This is a genomic window from Psychrobacter sp. UBA2514 (genome assembly GCF_002341255.1).
Taxonomy (GTDB): domain Bacteria; phylum Pseudomonadota; class Gammaproteobacteria; order Pseudomonadales; family Moraxellaceae; genus Psychrobacter; species Psychrobacter pacificensis.
On the sequence record NZ_DDNS01000047.1, the window covers coordinates 11,216 to 31,117 of the forward strand.

Genomic DNA, 19,902 nt, shown 5'->3' on the forward strand with positions numbered 1-19,902 from the left:
ATGGTCGAATGTTCAACACGCCCCAGTATATAAAATAAAAAATTTGGCGATTACTCTTGAAAGCCTTGTGATATCAGTACATTAAAACTAAATTATCTTGATAGCCCGAGCGATTATACCTGAACAATAGATAATCCCGAACTCAGTCTTTGACCAAAAACCGTCTGGCATTTTTGTCTATTGTTATATTATTTGCCTCAAATGGAGTCGAAATGAGAGAAATAAGGCAACGCGTTACAATATGCAACACCGTACAATAATACAGACTGATGCGTTTATACTGATGTGACTTCATTGGTATATGCTACTGATATGTTGCTGTAAAATGCCTTTGGCTCACAAGATATCTACACATAAATCAATATTTTATGTGACTTTTGTTTTTTTACCCATTAACATATCACCATCAAATAAAGATAAGCGAGTGTAATACTGAATGAAGAATCAATCGATATTATCTATAGCTTCTGTGATAGCAAAGACCGCCTCAAAAATCGGGCTGGCAGGACTGATAACGTCTGTTGCCGTGCTGTCTCAAGCGTCTAATGCTGCAAACAATCCTGCGACCACTATTCCGCTAGATATGTCTGGCATTAATATCACAAAGCATGAAATTGCTGTGATGCAGGTACTATCAGAGATCTGTCCATCAATGCTGAACGGCAATCAAAAACAACGTTTTTATAAGTCTTATACCGTGCAATTGCATGAGCTGATGCCTTCGTTAGAAGATCCAAAAGCAGCGATTCAATACCTGTCAACGCAGCAAGACTATCGTCAGATACTGCAAGGTATTCGTAGCTGGACAATGGGCTTTTCAAAGCAAGAAAATAAAGCACTATGTGAAGATTTGGCGAACGCAGAATATTAATCGCTAAAAAGCGTGTAAGCGTAGAGAGCCGTCTTGAGCGCTAGAAAAGCCCGTCATAATTAACGACAATAAACCATGGTCTTGTTCTTTCTGGAGCTCTACTCTCATCATCGTTAAGAACAATACTCTACACTTACCCATTAAGTTTAATGAACAAAAAAGCTTGCTGTCATTGCGCTTATAAACCAAAAGCGGAATGACAGCAAGCTTTTTTGTGGTCGTTGAATTTATGCTGATCAAAAGCTATCTATAGGTTAGTAAGAGCAAACACTTAATATAGTCAATCCTAAATAAAACAGATACATTATATATCAAGGTGGAACTGGTCTAAATTTTCCTTGCGTGCTGTGCCTAGGCTGCTCGATGCTGCGAAAAATTTATCCCAGTCCCACTGTATCGTTTTTATACTGAATTCACTATACCTACTCGCTTTTCTTTTTATTCATGCCTTACTTTTTTGCATTTATCGATTCCCCATCGGTTGGCATTTTGCTAAGATAAGGCGTTAATTTTATGTCTATCGTACAGTCGTTCTTGTTTTGATTAATACATTATTTTAGACATGATGTTTAAGGCATGCTGCTTAAAATAATGTATGAAAATTGACAGTGAATACAAGCGATAGATACATTTGGTTCCATGATGCGGTGTAATGATATATGACAGTAAAGCGTGTAAAAAATCAGCTAGTACAGCTGGTCGTTGGTGTAAGTATCTCAATGAGTGCAGTGATGGCAAACGCAGCCATACAACCACCTGAGATGGATAATACCGCCTATGTATTGATGGACTATAATACTGGTGAGATCTTGGCTCAAAAAAATGCGAATGAGTCATTACCGCCAGCGTCTCTGACGAAAATGATGACCAGTTATATCATCGAACAGCGCTTAGCATCAGGCGACCTCAAAGAAGACGACCAAGTACTCATGAGCCAAAATGCATGGTGCCGTGGTAGCAGCAGTCAGTCTTGCATGTATGTGCCAGTCAATAAGACCGCTAGTGTCATCGATATGCTACGCGGTATCATCATTCAATCAGGTAATGATGCGTCAAAAGCCATGGCTGAGCATATCGCGGGTAGCGAAGCATCATTTGCAATATTGATGAATGAGCAAGCGCAAAAGCTTGGTATGGAAAACTCTCATTTCGTCAACTCTACTGGCATGCCTGCTGAAGGGCATGAGGCATCAGCGCTGGATCTGGCCAAACTTGCTCGCGCTATTGTCAAAAACAGCGGTGATTACTACAGTATTTATTCCGAAAAAGAGTTTACCTATAATGGTATCACTCAGGGCAACCGCAACGCCCTACTCGCAACCGATCCTACCGTTGATGGTCTAAAAACGGGCCATACTGATGCGGCAGGTTATTGCTTAGTCGCTTCGAGTAACCGCGACGGTATGCGCCTCATCTCTGTCATCATGGGCACCAAGAGCCAGCAGGCTCGTGCTGATCAGTCGCGTGAACTACTCAACTGGGGCTTTGGCCACTTCACCACAGTGACCAAAGCACCTGCTGGTCAGTTCGTTAGCAAAGTTCCAGTATGGTTCGGAGAAGCCGATGAGGTAGAACTGGCAACAGGTGATAACTTACAAATCCTAACCAGTAAAACGCAGAAGAATAAAATCACGACCGTGGTTGATATTCCTGACAGCCTAGAAGCACCGATTAAGAAAGGTCAAGAAATCGGCAAGATGATGGCCGTTATTGATGGTAAAGCTGTCGCATCTGTCCCTATTATTGCCACTAATGATGTCGCACAGTCAGGATTCTTGAGCCGTACTTGGCAACATATCGTACGCTGGGCGCAGAATCTGTTCTAAGAACTGCTCTATTTTTATAAATAGATAGCTAGAGCAAAGACTCTCATTATAAGAAAATCACATAATAAAAAAGACGCCTTAAAATTGGGCGTCTTTTTTATTTGTTGTAAAAAAATCCTGGCTTGTTTGTGCTTTTTATCAGGAAATTACATCTAATGGGCTAGGCGATTTTAAAAAGCCAAACGTATTTTTTTATAGTGTTTTAGATCCATACTAACCAACGTTTTAACAAGTCACTCAAAGCCTTGTGCTCATAAGTCGTACTATGACAGTAATCGATGCCAGCTGCTTTTAAACCATACTCGAAATTATCGACATAACGCGCTTGATGCTGTGGATACCAATATATTAACATTGCACGCTGTCCACTTTCTTTGCGCTCATGTTGACGAATAAGCTTGGCTAACAGCTCAGCTTTGTCCGCGAGCACGTCCTCAGCGAACATCACCATATCGACCTTCTGTGCTCTTATCTCATTCATCACTTGCTGTACGTCTTGGTGACAGATCACCGTAGCGCCCAGATACTCTAGCTCATTGAATAACGCACCCGTCTCTTGATCATAGTAATAAATAATCGTTAGCCCATTTAAGAGCCGCTGCTGGCGAGATTGTTGTTGGTTTGGCATTACTAACGTCAACGTAAACTGCGTCCCTGATCCCAAGGTACTATCAACTTCGATGGTCGCCCCCATGAGCTGCACCAATTGCTTAACCACAGGCAAGCCCACACCTGAGCCTTCATACTGGCGCGTTTGTGACGAATCCACCTGAAAGAAAGGATTGAAAATATCATCAATATGATTGCTATCAATACCGATGCCCGTATCTTTGACACTGATTTTCCAACGATTACTTTTATCAAAATGCGTCAGTTGTGACGTGATCACTACCTGTCCAGTAGGAGTAAATTTAATGGCATTACTGACTAGTATGGATAATATTTGTTGAATTTTTGCTGAGTCGCCATAAAGACTGTAATCTACATGATGAATATTACTGGTTAACGCTAAGCCTTGTTGATTGGCTATAGGTTCAAACTTTATCAAAAGATCAGATATCAACTGTAGCGGACTAAATTCATTGTTATGAATTTTTATTTGTCCTTTTTGTATCTGATTTAATTGAATAATATGATCCAGTGATAGCACCAATTTATCACTGCCATTGCTAATAATTTCGACAGCGTCTTTTTGCTCTCTAGTTAAGGTTTCATAGTCCAATAACTGTAGCCCGCCCACGATAGCATTGAGCGATGTTTTTAGTTCATGGGTAATCATGCTTTGAAAATTATGCAACTGCACATCAAGCGAGACATCTTTGTTATGTAGTTGCTGCTCAAAGGCAGCAAGCGTATCATATCCTTGCTTGGCCTCTTGCAGTCGATCAAACAAGATAGCCAAGGCCTTTTTTATTTGTGTCAGCTCTTGAAAGTTAAAGCGCTGCGGAATAATAGGTAGCTGCTCTAGCTCTGCGTTTTTGATGATAATACCGCAGACACCATTTAATGCTTCGATATCTTTGACCGGCCAATTCAGCTTTCGGAAGATATATATACCTGAAATAATAGTCAGTAGTAACGTGGTCAGCCACAACGGAATAATGCTACGAAACCAATATGAACGCAGTACTTTCACATCCATGGTGATGTTGATATAGCCAATCAGCCTGTTATTCCTATTCGTGCTACCGATCGATTCATCCGTAACTGATGATGTGCTCATACTCTCAGACAGATCTGTCGCTAGCTGCTGATTAGATGTGGGTTTATTGAGTCTGACACTCACAAAATCTTCGTACTTACTAACGACAGGATAGTTGAAGCTGACCGTATCGGCAAATAAAGCATTTTTCCAGTCATCTAGTGATTGGCTGATATCGTTGATAGGCTGGGATGTGGAATAAAACACAATACTCTGAATGCTCGGCTCATTTTCTAATAAAACATTCACTTGCTCAGCGACGACGTCAGCACCATCTGGTGTCGATGCACTGGTTGTTAGTAACGAGGCTAATTGCTGTATATGCTGATGTTTTTCTTGGTAGTGATGCACCAAACCATAAATAAAAGGCAATACAAAGCCTGCCAGCAGAGCCAAAATTACGGCCTGTCCAACAGAGCGCCAAATAAGCATAGAAATGGTTTGAGACGAACGATTGTTCATATCACTCTACTGAGTCAAGAAAAGTTTTACTTATATTACAGGTATTTGAGAGATGTGATAAGCGAAAGATTGAGGTAATTAACGAGTATACTGAACTGCTAAAAAAGCACTATATGATTATAGTGCTTTTTTATTTTACCGTGCTGGGTTGCACGATAAAATAAGTCATAGCAGATTGTGCGATTAACGAGACTTTTTATCTTTAGTAGTGAATTTCTTCGCACGATTGCGCTCACGCTGACGCAATTGCTGTGTTTTTGCCTTGGTTGGCGTGTCGCTCTTATTGGCGTATGGATTGTCATTTTGTTTAAAGATGACGTTGAGCGGCGTACCTTCAAGCTTAAACACTTGACGGAATTGGTTCTCTAAGTAACGCTGATAGCTCTTAGGAAGCGCGCTGGTTTGATTGCCATGGATTACGATAACAGGCGGATTGTGACCACCGATATGTGCATAACGTAGCTTAATGCGGCGACCAGCAACAGTTGGCGGCGGATTGGCAGTGACAGCATCTTGCAAGATTTGCGTCAAGCGATTGGTAGAGACTTCAAACATTGAAGACTTGTAAGCACGCAAGATAGATGGATATAAATTACCCACACCAGTCCCATGTAGCGCTGATATTAAATGCACTTTTACATATGGGATAAAGTTAAAACGACGATCCATTTCAAGCTTAATATAGTCTCTTTGATCTGGCGTCAAACCATCCCACTTGTTGATTGCTACGACTAGAGCACGACCAGCATCAAGCGCATAGCCAATCATATGCAAATCTTGGTCAACAATACCTTCGTGCGCATCAATGACAATGACAGTTACATTAGAGTCTTCAATCGCTTGCAAAGTTTTGATAACAGAGAATTTCTCTACTTTTTCATCGATTTTACCGCGGCGACGTACACCAGCCGTGTCAATCAATACGTAATCTCTGCCCTCACGCTGATAAGGGATATAAATACTATCACGTGTCGTACCAGGCATATCGAATACCACCACTCGATCTTCACCCAACAGACGGTTAACCAGCGTTGATTTACCAACGTTTGGACGACCAATGATGGCAAGCTTCAACCCTCTTGGCTCTACGATATTCTCTTGCTCGGGCATATCAGCCGTTAAGACTTCAAGCAAGTTGCCTACACCGCGACCATGGCTGGCTGCCATCGGATAAGGCTCACCCAATCCTAGTGCATAGAACTCCGCTGGCGCTGAATCATGAACGCCATCAACTTTATTGGCAACGACATAGACCGGTTTGCCTAGGGTATGCAAAAACTTGCCAATCTCAGCATCAGCACCAATCATACCAGCACGAGCATCAACGACAAATACAATGATATCTGCTTCGTGAATCGCGGTATGCGACTGCTCAGACATATAGTCATCGATATTACCGCTGCCGTCATCTGCTTCACCAATACCACCAGTATCCACAACGATGAATGACTTATCTTCATAAGTTGCATCACCGTATTGACGGTCACGAGTCAATCCCGACAAATCAGCAACCAATGCCTGCCGACTTTTTGTGAACTGATTAAATAAGGTGGATTTACCGACGTTTGGACGACCAATTAAGGCGACCACAGGCTTGATACTCATGGGTTACTCTCAGTGAAAGGCACAATGACGGACAGTACAATTATTCTTATGACCACTGATATAACAATAGTAACGAATAGGGCTGCACTTAACCGCAAATTAAAATGAATGATAAAACAATAGCAAAAATAGTAGCTAGCTATTTTTTGGCTAAAAAATAATTGGGACGACTAAATTATATATAGTATATATGGTTAGCACATCGGTCGCATAGAGTACGCGAAAGCCTGTACTTAAACAAGCGATTTACACAAGGCACTAAACGCTGACTAAGCAGCGTTTGTGTTTTGTAGATAAAAACCAGTGTACTGTTTTATCAGCGCGTTAGCTGCCAGATAGCAACTTGTCCTGACGTGCTTTGAGTCATCAGGCGATTGCCTTGTACTTGCAAGTTCGTCAACGTCCCTTTTGTCTGCACGCGGCTAACAATATTGCCAGTAGCAGGGTCAAATAAATGTACCACACCGTCAAAATCACCGACTGCAATATAATTGCCAATCATGACAGGATTGGTTAGGTCACGATAAGCCAGTGCCTCACTTTCCCACAATGTCTCGCCACTATTGCGATCATAGGCAACCACTTTACCATCTAGGCTAGTAGCAATCACTTGCTGAGGGTTGACGGCAAGTGCTTTTAAACTAGCAAGCTCATTGACGAACATCACTTGACGTGAGGCCAAATCAATACCTAATAGCTGACCACTATAACTAATCGCAAACAGCTGATTTTTATCCACGATAGGCTTGCCATCGACATCGCTCATGCGCTCAACTTCGCTGCTTCCAGACCCAATGCCAACACGTCTTGACCACTTTGGTAAGCCATTATCAACGGTGACTGCATGCAAACGACCATCAGCAGTCGCCAACAATGCCGTTTCATTATCTAGCAAAGTTGGTGCCGCACTACCGCGCACGCTGATCGCTGGTACTTGCGTCGCAAACTGCCACACTGATTCACCAGTCTGTAGCGATAAGCCATGCAAGAAGCCATCATTCGCTGATAATACCACACGATTATTACTGATAAGCGCTGGGGATAAAACCGACCCTGACAACTGCTGCTGCCAGCGTTTTGCGCCAGTCATAGTATCAAACGCCATTACTTGACCATTGCGAGTACTCACAACCGCTGTCTGACTCAGCGCATCCAACGCCACACCGCCTGTGATCTGATCACCGACGTTAACCGACCATAAGCGCTCGCCTGCCTGATTAAACCCTATCAGATCACCACCGCGTGATGCCGTAACGATTTGCCCATTGGCGTAACCAACTTGCAAATCTAGAGGGTCTTTCTTACTGGCTTTTTTGTTACCTACATCGGTGCTAAATACTGGCTGGAGCACGCTGATCGGTTGCGCAATCTGTACCAATTTTACTGGGTCATTAACCACTGGCTTGATGCCGCGGTTACACCCAATCACTGCAGTGCTCATTACGGCAAGTACTGCCACATGCATGACTGTCTTCTTGATAGTCTGACTACTTAACGTAGTTTTTAACATTTTGCTAGAGCGAATAGATTGAGTCATTATATGTTCTCACTACAAATGAATTATTATTAATTGGTACATTGGCCAACAGCACATTAGTCATTATGACGTCATATCAAAAAGCATTTAATCGATTGCTACTGCTCAATACTAGCTTAGTGATTTACTGAACTTAGTTATTTACTGAGCTTAGTGACCTACTGAACTTAGTTATTTACTGAGCAGCTTCAACGCTCGTATTTTCTGAGTTTTCAACCACTAATGGCTGCTCAGGAGTCGCTGATTCTTGGATAAGACTGGTGGGCCCAGCAATTGGCTCAGGAGTGATACCCAAGCTTTCCATCTTTAAGGCCAATACTGCACGCGTTTCTTGGCGGCTACGTAATAGCTCCCAAGCATTATTGTAAGACTTAATCGCTGATTCTTTATTGTCTTGTGCCAAGTAAATATCACCTAGCAGCTCTTGCTGACTGGCTTCAAACGAGCTTGGCATATCGTTGTTGGCCTCTGACAAGGCCGCATCTGCATCGCCTGTCGCCAGTAACGTCTTGGCATAACGCAGCTGAGTGATTGCCTTTAGACCGGCATCATCCAAATCAATGGCGAGTGCTTGCTTAAATGTCTCAGCTGCCGCCGTAAAATCATCATTATCGACCTGTTGGCGAGCTTTTATCATCAGCGCTTGCCATGCATAAACTGACTCACCATGCGTACTGACTAAAGCATCAATATCTTTGTCTAACTGTGTGCGGCTCTGTACCAGCGACTCTTGCGCGTCGGCTTCTAGATCTGGATTTTGCGAAGCCAAGCTGACTTCTTCATTCAGTCGTTGGATATCGGCATATTGATCAGCGGCGACAGTATCTACTCGCGCATGGTTGTTCTGCCAGTATGTCCAGCCAAAATAAGCAGCCAGTGCCAACAAAATCGCAGTGACAATATAACTACCATACTGCTTTAACGCTTGCATGGAGTTGTCTGCATTCGGCGAATTGGGGGTCAGAGCCATATATATTTACCTGATAAAATGTACATTAAATTGCTGATGCCAAAATCAAAACTGCGGCGTTGCAAGACGATTATTTACGAGAAAAGTTATCTTTACTCGATAGCCAGTCTTGTGTGACAGTCTGCTGCTCACCCGTCTGCATGTCTTTGATACTGACGGTATTATCATCCAGCTCTTGCTGTGCGATGATGACTGTCAATGCTGCGCCGGACTTATCTGCCTTTTTCATTTGCGCTTTTAGACTCGTTGCACTTGCCATCTTCACGCGTACATCTGGACGACTATAACGTAGGTTTTGTGCGTAGCTGATACCTGCACTATAAACGTCAGGATGCGCCACGACAAAGACATCACAAGCGGGTTTGTCAGCAATCGGTGCCACGGCTTCCATCAGTAGCAATAAGCGCTCGAGCCCCATCGCAAAACCAATAGCCGGTTCAGATTTTACAGGTTTTTTATCTGACTTATCATCGTTTGTACTTATGGACTTTAATTGTCCAACCAGACCGTCATAACGACCACCAGCGCATACCGTCGCTTGACTGCCAAGCTTATCCGTTACCCACTCAAAGACCGTTTTATTATAATAATCAAGACCGCGCACCAGATGTGGATTGATCTCAAAATCGATACCAAGCGCCGTCAGATAGGCTTGAACTTGTTCAAAATGCGCCACACTCTCTGTACCCAAGAAGTCAGCAAGCTTTGGTGCGTCTGCTAATACTGCCTGCGTACTCGCTTCTTTACTATCTAAGATACGTAATGGGTTGGTCGTCAAGCGACGTTTGCTGTCTTCGTCTAATTGATCTTTTTTGTCCGTCAAATAGGCAACCAGCGCTTCGCGATAGGCATGGCGCTCATCAAGCTCACCTAGGCTGTTTAACTGTAAGTGCATCTCATCTTTTAGGCCCAGTTCTTGCCACATCAGATGCGTCATTGCAATCAGCTCAGCATCAGCGTCTGGTAGCGCACTACCAAAGCTTTCAACACCTAGCTGATGAAACTGACGATAGCGGCCTTTTTGCGGACGCTCATAGCGGAACATTGGACCAACGTACCAAAGCTTCGGCGTGTCCCCACGCAATAAGTTATGCTCGATAACGGCACGTACTGCTCCTGCTGTACCTTCAGGACGCAAGGCCAAAGGCGTGGGTGGCTCAGATTTATCAGTGAAGCTGTACATCTCTTTTTCAACGATATCTGTCGCACCGCCAATCGCACGTGCGAATAGATCAGTTTGCTCAACGATAGGCAAGCGAATATGCTCATAACCATATCTACCAAGTACATCAGCCAATATCGCTTCTAGATGCAGCCACTTTGCTGATTGGTCAGGCAAAATATCATTAAACCCTTTAATAGCTTTAATCATGATACGGTCATGTCCTTAAAATTTAACAATTATGTCTATTATTGTTATCTACGTATTAACAAAAAAAATGTGCTGCCTACCCTTTGTTTACACAGCAAAAAGCAGATACTTGCATTGCGACTTATTTTACGCGAATAATCTCGTTCTCACGCTTTTTCGCCAAATCTTCTGCATGGGCGCGAACCATACTTTCTATTTCATCGACTACATTGTCGGTATCGATAAGATGACTTTTTTGACCCATACGGTATACCAGTGATCTTGGTGCGGCACCAACGATACCGATATCTGCTTCTTTTGCTTCGCCTGGACCATTCACTTTACAGCCAATCACGGATAAATCCATTGGTTCACGGATGTCTTCCAAACGTGATTCTAAGGCCGTCATCACTTTAATCACGTCAAACTCTTGACGCGAGCAGCTTGGGCAAGCGATAAAGTTTACGCCATTTGAGCGGATATTAAGCGACTTTAAAATATCAAAGCCAATTTTGATTTCTTCTTCAGGCTCAGCCGCTAACGAGATACGAATCGTATCGCCAATACCGTCTAATAACAGACCACCAAGCGCAATGGCAGATTTGACAGCACCAGTACGGTAGACACCTGCTTCAGTGACACCTAAATGCAGTGGGTTATCAATCTGCGCTGATAGCAGGCGATACGCATCCAATGTCAAAAACACATTACTGGCTTTGACAGACACTTTGTATTGGTCAAAATTAAGACGCTCTAAAATGTCGATATGACGCATTGCTGACTCAAGCATCGCCTCCCCAGTCGGCTCAGTATACTTACGCTGAATGTCTTTTTCTAAAGAGCCTGCATTGACGCCGATACGAATAGGAATATTGTGATACTTAGCACAAGCAACCACTTCACGCACCTTGGCATCGCTACCGATGTTACCAGGATTGATACGCAAACAATCAGCGCCGGCTTCAGCCACTGCTAAGGCAATCTTATGATCAAAATGCACGTCTGCAACCAAAGGTACGCTCACCAATTTACGAATCTCGCCAAAGGCTTTGACGGTATCCATCGTCGGCGTTGATACGCGCATCAAATCAGCGCCGGCTTCTACGCAGCGCTCGATTTGGGCGACGGTTGCCGCCACATCGCAAGTGTCAGTGTTGGTCATGCTCTGTACGCTAATTGGCGCATCACCACCAATCGCAACATCGCCGACATAGATTTTTTTGGTCAAACGGCGGTTAATAGGCGATGGCATTGACATAGATAAATCCTTAAATCAAAAATAGAAAAACCACAGGCTTGTATATATAAATGAGCTTAGACGTATAGTAGTTTTATTAAACGCTAGTAATCATGCTCGATAAGAGGCCAATGATGACTAAGGTACTAGCTCAAAGGTAGCTTGCTTATCCGTTGCATAAGTATCTAAAGCAACCGTTTCTTGATTGAGCATCAAGCTAACATTATCGATATTATCAATTTGTACACTAAATGGTGGCACGCCTGTTAGGTCATAGTCACCTGCCGTCTGTGAACCACTGATGAGACTATTACCCGATGCATCCGTGATGCTAACCACAGCATCATCGGTCAACTTCACGTTTAAAAAAGCCGTATCTGCACTGGCAGCACCTAAATTCAACGCAGAGCCAGACGCACCGATATCACTTGCATCATTGCTAATCGCAGCCCCTTGCGCTTGCTCAATAGCAGATACATCTTCAACAGTAGAGACAGGCTCTTGGCTATTTTCTTTACTCGCATTACTCACCATACGGAATAAAAATACTGCCAAGATAATGAGTCCAATCACACCGATGATCAATAGCGGATTAAAACGAATGCGATTGTGTGTATCGCGTTGCAGCGTGCCCATTGGTTGCAATGGTGTATCAGTATTATTGACCGATTTGGCTTTGAGTTCACTGGGGTAAGCGGCATCAAAACTACTCGCGATTTTGGCTGAGTCTAGGCCCAAATATTTGGCATAGTTAATAGCGAAGCCACGAGCAAATGCCGCTTGCGGTAATTCAGCAAAGTTTTCGCTCTCTAGTGCTTCTAGATGACGTTTTAAGATAAATAACTCGGCGGCTGCCTCTTCTAAACTGACTTGCTTCGTTTTACGGGCTTGCTGCAACGTGGCACCAAATGATCCCTGAGCGTTAGATTGAGTGTTTGATGATGGGGTGATCATTTCCATGGTGCCTCTGGATTGTTAAGCCAAGTCTTAAGTTGTTTCGCTTCGTCGCTCAATGGATAAGCGGATAAAAGCTGCTGTGCCAATTGCTGGCGAGTTGTAATGTTGTTTTGTGCTGCCGCAAGTTTGATACCTTGTAGGAGCAATCTAGGACTGATGCCCTGCCCTTGTACCAATATCAAGGTCTCGTCATACAAGCGCTGAGCCTGCGGTACTCGCTGCTGCTCAAGCAATAAATCTACCAGCTCAATATGAGCAATAATACTATTGCGATTGCCATCTAGGGCCCGCAAAAACGCTTTAGCAGCGGCACTATTGTCACCCAACTGAAGGTATGTACGCCCTAAATTCTCTAACGCACCGATACGGCCTTCATAACCTAATGAGGCGCCTGCAATCTCAAACTGCTCTGCCGCCTCACGATAGCGCTTCATCTGTGATAAATAAACACCGTAATTATTGTGTGCTTGCACAAAGTCTTTATCCAGCGCGATGGCTTTTTTAAAGTACTGATCGGCTTTTGCAAGATTGATGCGGCTGCCTTCTTGCTGCAACAAAACGCCCATCATATCATAGGCTGGCGCGTAACGGCTATCAGCAGCAAAGGCTTTTTCGAGTTGACGCTGCGCCGTATCGAGCTCATTTTTGCGGATATATTGTGCAGCAAGTGAGGTACGTACACGAGCAATTTCTTGCTGATCTAAGTTGCGGTCACCGCTGGGCTTCGTGGATGTCTGATAAGGCGCGATGCCTGACAAGTCATTGTTTGGTGTACTCTGACAGCCACTTAGCAATGATAATGCGAGTGCGGCAGCCAGTAATGCGCACTTCGGTGCAGTGACTCGGTTCGTCACCACACCTGCCTTTTTATAAAGGTTAAAAAATGGTTTTTGCTCTACCAACTGATAAAAATTTTTAGAAGTCATCATAGCCGCCATCATAAAACTGTGGTTCAATGCATTCGATCTTCGAGGCATCAGTTTAATAGATTTAGCCCCTATAAGTACAATTTAGTTGTTATTAATTGCTATGTTCTTCAATCTTGACCGTTATTGATACATTTTCATTACCGTTGCGACAGATAAAAGACAGCTAAGCTTCTTTTAGAACAGACGGATATTTATCCTGTCATATGCAAAACGTATCAAACATTTTCACGATCTTTGATGCTTTGTTGCCATGCAGCCGAGCGTCTGGTACGGTCAGCCACTTGTCCGACCAATTGACCACAAGCGGCATCAATATCATCACCGCGTGTTTGACGAATGGTGCAAACAAACCCAGCTTCACTCAGTATATTGCTAAACGCATGAATGCGGTTGTTGCTTGACTTATCGTACGACGCATGTGGGAACGGATTGAACGGAATAAGATTTATCTTACTTGGTAGCCCTTCTAATAGCACGACCAACTGATGAGCATGCTCATTGCTATCATTGACACCATCAAGCATCACATACTCAATCGTGACGTGCTTTTTATGACGCGGATTGACATCATAGACGTAGTTTTTTGCAGCGGCAATCAGCTCTTCTAGCGGGTACTTTTTATTAATTGGCACCAGCTCATTACGCAGTTCATCATTGGGGGCATGCAGTGAGATAGCCAGTGCTACATCGATATCTTGTGCTAGTTGGTACATTTTAGGTACCACGCCTGAGGTTGACAAGGTCACTCGACGTTTTGATAGTCCATAAGCGTGATCGCTCAGCATCAGCTCCATTGAGCCAACCACTGGTTTATAGTTTAATAATGGTTCACCCATGCCCATCATGACCACGTTGGTGACATTGTTTTCCCACAGGCTATGATCAACGTGTTCTAGACTATCATTGTTATCAGTCATATAAGAGGCATTGGCCACCCACAGCTGACCGATAATCTCAGCAGCGCTTAAATCACGCTCAAAGCCCTGCTTACCAGTACTGCAAAAACTACAATCTAGCGCACAGCCCACTTGTGAAGACACACACAAAGTCTTACGACCATTTAATTTACTGTCATCCGCTGGAATCAATACCGTCTCAACCAATGAGCCGCCCGTCACTTCAAACACCCATTTACGCGTACCATCATCACTATATTGACGATGAATCACTTTTGGTGGCGTAACGCAGGCATTGGCTGATAACTTATCCCGCAATGATTTGCTCAGATTGGTCATCTGCTCAAAGTCAGTGACTCCGTGCTGATATATCCATTTAATCACTTGCGTCGAGCGAAATGGCTTTTCACCGATACTTTTAAAGTAATCGGCAAGTTGCGACTGCGTCATCCCTAATAGATTGGTCTTGGCCTGCGCCTCATCTACTATCTTGATACTAGCCGTCTTGTTAGTGGGTGTGTGTTGGATCGGTGATTGAACAGTGGACATAATAGGTAACCTTTTGGCATAAGCCATGAACGTCGTTATACAATTAAATGATGCATTGAGCAATCCGTTATGAGCGCAAAATTTGTCCTATATAGAATGCAAATAATTATCTATATTGACAATGTGCTGATAAAGGATTGATAACGCTAGTAAATCTAATAATGAGGCAAGCGCCTATGAATTTCAATAAGCAACGACACTGTTATTACATATAACAGCTAAAACGGCTTATACCCATAAGATATAAGCCGTCTCGCGATACTATTTATTAACAATCAATATTGCAAATAATAGCTGCTATTAACGCGTACGTGCACAAACTTCGTCTTCATTGAAGAAGTAGCTGATTTCACGTGCCGCTGATTCAGCTGAATCTGAACCATGTACCGCGTTTTCATCGATGCTGCTAGCGAAGTCAGCACGGATAGTGCCTTCAGCAGCTTCTTTAGGATTGGTTGCGCCCATGATTTCACGGTGCTTAGCGATAGCATTTTCGCCTTCTAGTACTGATACCAATACTGGACCTGAAGTCATGAATGATACTAGGTCGTTGTAAAATGGACGCTCAGCGTGCTCAGCGTAGAAACCGCCTGCTTTTTCGTCATCAAGTTGTAGCATTTTAGCGGCAACAATTTTTAGACCAGCTTGCTCAAAACGATCATAGATAGCACCAATGTGGTTGCCAGCAACTGCGTCAGGTTTGATGATAGATAAAGTACGTTCGTTAGCCATGAAAAGCTCCTAATGGATGAGTGGGTTAAAAAATTGAACTAAAATAAGAAATGAAATAGCAAAGAAGTCGCCTTATCACGAACCTCTCATTTTATCTCCGACTACTATATTGGCTTAGACTTATTGAAATGGTTCATGATTTATCAATATAAATATAAATTCAAGACAGACCAAAACAGAATTATTGCTTATCAAAACGTGAAAAAGGACTCCACCTGATGTTAGGGTGGAATTGAATTTCGCCTAGCGTTTCGTTTATTATATTATATCTTTACACAAATAATATATTGAAATAAATTATTGTAAACTTTAGAGTTTATATTATATCAAAAAAAATGAATCGGCGTTATGAAAATCAACAAAGCGTATAAATTTAGGCTTGAGCCTAATGCAGAGCAACAGATTATTCTAAATAATCTTGTCGGCTCTGCACGCTTTGTTTGGAATCAAATGCTAGCGATCTCATTTGAGATGTTTGCCAAAAATGAATTTATTAATGCCACCAACTTGGTTAATAAAATCATGGTTCTAAAGAACAATCCTGATTTTGACTTCTTAAGAACCCATGCCAATGCTGTGTCTTTACAACAAAAAGTACGTGATCTTGCCTCTGCTTGGTCACGATTTTTCGACCCTAAAGTTCATGCTAGGCTCAAAGAAAACAAAAAGAAGTTTCGAAAACCCAAGTTTTTTAAGCTAAGTGATGGCACAGAGATTCAACTACGACAACTGATGCCAAGATTTAAACGTAAATCCGATGGCTGCGACTCAATCAGGCTTGTTCAGTTTGATAAATATTGCCGTGTTGAAGGTAATCGCGTCAAACTACCTAATGGCGTGGGCTTTGTAAAATTTAAAAAATCACAAGATATCATCGGCACCATTAAAAACGTCACCATCAGCAAGAAATCAGGTCACTGGTACGTGTCGTTTGGCACTGAGCGAGCATTATCTGAGAACCCAACTCACCCCTCCAAAAGCGCCATAGGTATTGATTTAGGTATCACTAAACTCATTACCACCTCAGACGGTCAATACATCAAACCCAAAAACAGCTTTAAAGCCAATCAAATTAAACTTGCCAAATTGCAGCGTCAATTAAGTAAGAAAGTAAAGTTCAGTGAAAACTGGAAAAGGCAAAACCGTAAGATTCAAAAATTACACAATCACATCGCCAATATTCGCCATGACTACTTGCATAAAATCACTACCGCGATCAGCAAAAACCACGCCATGATTGCCTGTGAAGATTTAAAAGTCGCCAATATGTCGAGATCAGCTAGCGGTACGATGGAGAAAAAAGGTCGGCATGTCAAAGCCAAATCAGCATTAAACAAATCAATCTTAGATCAAGGCTGGGGCATGATGGTTAATATGTTTGAGTACAAGCAACAATGGCAAGGCGGGTTGCAAACAGTTAAATAAAACATATACAAACCTACCTATTTATTACTATAATAGATAGATTATATCTATAATATAGAGAGCAAGTTATGGGGAAACTGGTTAGTATTGGGGAGGCTGCCAAACATTTCGGGGTTGCTCAATCCACATTAAGACGTTGGGATGAGGATGGTACGTTAGTCGCCAAGCGAACCGAAAACGGGCATAGGCGATATGATTTAAGTGAAATCAGACCGCATTCCTTGAATACACCACCTAAATTAGACCGAAAAACCATTGCTTATGCTCGTGTGTCGAGTCGTGATCAAAAAGACGACTTACTTCGCCAGTCTCAAGTTTTGGAACTTTATTGTGCCAGGCAAGGCTGGACTTTTGAGACGATTACCGATCTTGGTAGTGGAATGAATTATAAAAAGAAAGGCTTAAAAGACCTGCTTGATGACATACTGAGCAATAAAGTTGAACGGCTGGTAATTACCCATCAAGACAGGCTTTTACGATTTGGTGCAGAACTGGTTTTCATGTTGTGTGAGGCTCGTGACGTTGAAGTGGTAATAATCAATCAAGGTGAAGAGTTGAGTTTTGAGCAAGAATTAGCCCAAGATTTATTGGAGATTATCACCGTATTTTCAGCGAGGCTATACGGCTCTTGCAGCAAGAAAAACCAACAATTAATAGAGGCGGTTAAAAAAGCATTATGATCCGTGGACACATTATCGAACTCAAGCCAAACAACGTACAGGCAAATCACCTTGCTCGTGCTTGTGGCGTGGCGAGAAAAGCCTACAACTGGGCTTTGCATGAGTGGCAGCGGCAGTATGCGCTTGACAAAGCGTACCGTGATGCGTGTTTGGCCGCAGGCGTTGAGGTTGATACTAAAAATCTAAACAAGCCCTCACAGGCGAAGCTCAGACGCGAATTGAACGCCATTAAGCGTGAATTATTCCCCTATATGCTGGAAGTGACCAAATGCGCTCCGCAGGCGGCAATCATGCAGTTGGGTGATGCTTATAACAACTTCTTTAAAGGCTTAGCGAAATACCCAACCGCTCGTAAAAAAGGCCGTGACGATAGATTCAGTTTATCCAACGACCAATTTGCCATTAAAGGTAAATCCATTCGTATCCCAAACTTGGGCTGGGTTCGCTTAAAAGAAGCTTTACGTTTTGACGGCAAGATCATGTCAGCCACCATCTCTAAACGTGGCGGTAAGTGGTTTGTTAGTGTGGCTGTTGAAATACAAAAAGCTGTAATTCCTACTAAAAAGACAGGTAAAAGCGTTGGTGTTGATCTTGGTATTACCGACTTACTGGTTTTATCAGACGGCACTAAAATTAAAGCGCCAAAACCACTTCAAGCAAACCTTAAAAAACTAAGAACGCTAAACAAAGCGCTCAGTCGCACTAAAAAAGGCAGTAAAAACAGAGAAAAAGCGAAAACCAAGCTCTCTCGTTTGCACTATAAGATCAGGTGTATTAGGCAAGATTCTCTCCATCAAATCACAACAAGTCTGGTTAATGAGTTCGATGTGATTGCGATTGAGGATTTGAATGTCAAAGGTATGGTTAAGAACAGGCGGCTATCAAGAGCTATCAGTGACTTGGGTTTCTTTGAGTTTAAGCGACAGCTTATCTACAAAGCCACTGAGCAAGGCAAGGTTGTGAAATCAGTCGGACCCTTCTACCCAAGCTCAAAAACCTGTTCAAACTGCAATCATATCCTTGGTAAAGATGAGCTAACATTGAAAATGCGTGAGTGGTTGTGCCCTAACTGTCAGGTTTCTCATGACCGTGACCTCAACGCCAGCATCAATATTTTAAATAACGCGACTGTTATTTTAACAGCTGCATAATCCTGTTTATTGGACGGTGAGTTCCATCGCCAATTAAAAAAGTCTGTGGAGTCGTGGTCAGTCTAAATCTCAAATGAGAAATAGCGCGTGACAATGAAGCAGAAAGAAAACGTCAAACCTATCTAATAGTCAATATTGGCTAGGTTTGAGTAAGATTTTTGGAACGGTTGCTCATTAAGGTAAACCCACGTTACACCAGCCAAACCTGCTTTGAATGCAAGCATATTGCCAAGGAAAATAGACGCACTCAAGCAAACTTTGAGTGCGTCGAATGCAGGTATGTTACGAACGCAGATGTTAATGCGGCTCGTAATATATTAGCGGCAGGACATGCCGTTTTGTCTGCGGAGGGAGGATGCGTTAAAGGTCGCCCTTTGAAACAGAAAACTTGTGACCTTCGTGAGAAAGCCACCTAAGAGCTTATGCTTTTAGAATTCCCCACTTGAGCTTGGCGAAAGTGGTGGAAGTATGTCAATATAATGATTAAGCGTATAAATGATAGGATTAATTTATGGCGATAACTTACACAAAGATAAATTGAGCAAGGTTTTACCGCTCATCAATCTTCTTATTTACCAAAAATAAAACCCCAATGTTTGGCATCAGGGTTTTGTAAATAAAACAGACAATATCTTTATAACCAATTAAGCATCATACGGATCGCGTAATACAATCGTTTCTTCACGGTCAGGACCGGTCGAGATGATATCAACTGGGCAACCAATCAATTCTTCGATACGTTTGATGTAAATTTTAGCGTTTTCTGGTAGGTCATCATAGCTTGTGATACCAACGGTTGACTCGCTCCAGCCTTGTAGGGTTTCGTACTTAGGCGTTACTGACTCATAGAACTCAGCATCATGTGCGCCTGCACACTCAGTCTCAGGCAGGTTGTAGCCCACACCAATGAGCAACTCTTCAAGACCATCTAGTACGTCAAGCTTGGTCAGGCAGATACCTGACATAGAGTTCAGTACCACTGCACGGCGTAATGCCTCAGCATCAAACCAGCCACAGCGACG

At 42.8% G+C, this 19,902-nt stretch carries 15 protein-coding genes and 2 pseudogenes; 6 read left to right on the top strand and 11 right to left on the bottom strand.

What is annotated here, in order from left to right:
- The first annotated feature begins 436 nt into the window (after positions 1-436).
- Positions 437-871: an MCR_0457 family protein gene (locus B3V51_RS11315; RefSeq protein WP_286708449.1), complete on the top strand. Its 435-nt coding sequence runs from the start codon at positions 437-439 to the stop codon at positions 869-871.
- A 659-nt stretch (positions 872-1,530) separates the two neighbouring features.
- Positions 1,531-2,697 carry a D-alanyl-D-alanine carboxypeptidase family protein gene (locus B3V51_RS11320; protein ID WP_286708450.1) on the top strand — a complete coding sequence of 389 codons (1,167 nt, stop codon included), beginning with the start codon at positions 1,531-1,533 and terminating at the stop codon, positions 2,695-2,697.
- 202 nt (positions 2,698-2,899) lie between these two features.
- On the opposite strand, the gene B3V51_RS11325 is transcribed toward B3V51_RS11320, so the two are convergent.
- From B3V51_RS11325 to ndk, 10 genes are all read right to left on the bottom strand, one after another.
- Positions 2,900-4,861, bottom strand: coding sequence for a sensor histidine kinase (locus B3V51_RS11325; RefSeq protein ID WP_286708451.1), 1,962 nt, complete (start codon positions 4,859-4,861; stop codon positions 2,900-2,902).
- A gap of 183 nt (positions 4,862-5,044) precedes the next feature.
- Complete coding sequence (gene der / locus B3V51_RS11330; RefSeq protein WP_286708452.1) at positions 5,045-6,466, bottom strand: ribosome biogenesis GTPase Der; 1,422 nt, start codon at positions 6,464-6,466, stop codon at positions 5,045-5,047.
- A gap of 316 nt (positions 6,467-6,782) precedes the next feature.
- The gene (gene bamB, locus B3V51_RS11335; RefSeq protein WP_277077951.1) at positions 6,783-8,003 is read right to left on the bottom strand and encodes an outer membrane protein assembly factor BamB; all 1,221 of its coding nucleotides are present in this window, start codon (positions 8,001-8,003) and stop codon (positions 6,783-6,785) included.
- 175 nt (positions 8,004-8,178) lie between these two features.
- The gene (locus tag B3V51_RS11340) at positions 8,179-8,973 is read right to left on the bottom strand and encodes a YfgM family protein (protein WP_212563754.1); all 795 of its coding nucleotides are present in this window, start codon (positions 8,971-8,973) and stop codon (positions 8,179-8,181) included.
- 70 nt (positions 8,974-9,043) lie between these two features.
- On the bottom strand, positions 9,044-10,345 hold the full coding sequence (gene hisS, locus B3V51_RS11345) for a histidine--tRNA ligase (protein WP_286708453.1): 1,302 nt from the start codon (positions 10,343-10,345) through the stop codon (positions 9,044-9,046).
- Positions 10,346-10,466: 121 nt separating this feature from the next.
- Positions 10,467-11,582 carry a flavodoxin-dependent (E)-4-hydroxy-3-methylbut-2-enyl-diphosphate synthase gene (gene ispG / locus B3V51_RS11350; RefSeq protein WP_071003372.1) on the bottom strand — a complete coding sequence of 372 codons (1,116 nt, stop codon included), beginning with the start codon at positions 11,580-11,582 and terminating at the stop codon, positions 10,467-10,469.
- 117 nt (positions 11,583-11,699) lie between these two features.
- Positions 11,700-12,521 (bottom strand): helix-turn-helix domain-containing protein, encoded by an 822-nt coding sequence (locus B3V51_RS11355; RefSeq protein WP_320157875.1) that lies wholly within the window; start codon positions 12,519-12,521, stop codon positions 11,700-11,702.
- Positions 12,512-13,447: a type IV pilus biogenesis/stability protein PilW gene (pilW, locus tag B3V51_RS11360; protein ID WP_227517153.1), complete on the bottom strand. Its 936-nt coding sequence runs from the start codon at positions 13,445-13,447 to the stop codon at positions 12,512-12,514. The genes B3V51_RS11355 and pilW overlap by 10 nt, the downstream gene beginning before the upstream one ends.
- 215 nt (positions 13,448-13,662) lie before the next feature.
- The gene (gene rlmN, locus B3V51_RS11365) at positions 13,663-14,892 is read right to left on the bottom strand and encodes a 23S rRNA (adenine(2503)-C(2))-methyltransferase RlmN (protein WP_186474867.1); all 1,230 of its coding nucleotides are present in this window, start codon (positions 14,890-14,892) and stop codon (positions 13,663-13,665) included.
- A 300-nt stretch (positions 14,893-15,192) separates the two neighbouring features.
- Entirely contained in the window at positions 15,193-15,624 is a 432-nt protein-coding gene (gene ndk, locus B3V51_RS11370; RefSeq protein ID WP_058025095.1) for a nucleoside-diphosphate kinase, read from the bottom strand.
- A gap of 348 nt (positions 15,625-15,972) precedes the next feature.
- Between ndk and B3V51_RS11375 the strand changes: the two are divergent.
- From B3V51_RS11375 to B3V51_RS11390, 4 genes and pseudogenes are all read left to right on the top strand, one after another.
- Positions 15,973-17,034, top strand: a pseudogene (locus B3V51_RS11375) (RNA-guided endonuclease InsQ/TnpB family protein); the annotation flags it as partial.
- Positions 17,035-17,117: 83 nt separating this feature from the next.
- The gene (locus B3V51_RS11380) at positions 17,118-17,729 is read left to right on the top strand and encodes an IS607 family transposase (RefSeq protein WP_058025651.1); all 612 of its coding nucleotides are present in this window, start codon (positions 17,118-17,120) and stop codon (positions 17,727-17,729) included.
- Positions 17,726-18,880 (top strand): RNA-guided endonuclease InsQ/TnpB family protein, encoded by a 1,155-nt coding sequence (locus B3V51_RS11385; RefSeq protein ID WP_093071385.1) that lies wholly within the window; start codon positions 17,726-17,728, stop codon positions 18,878-18,880. The genes B3V51_RS11380 and B3V51_RS11385 overlap by 4 nt, the downstream gene beginning before the upstream one ends.
- Positions 18,881-19,047: 167 nt before the next feature.
- A pseudogene (locus B3V51_RS11390) lies at positions 19,048-19,296 on the top strand (zinc ribbon domain-containing protein); the annotation flags it as partial.
- Positions 19,297-19,524: 228 nt separating this feature from the next.
- Here B3V51_RS11390 and B3V51_RS11395 read toward each other — a convergent pair.
- The coding region (locus B3V51_RS11395; RefSeq protein WP_286708454.1) for an adenylosuccinate synthetase at positions 19,525-19,902 on the bottom strand (378 nt) is incomplete at its 5' end.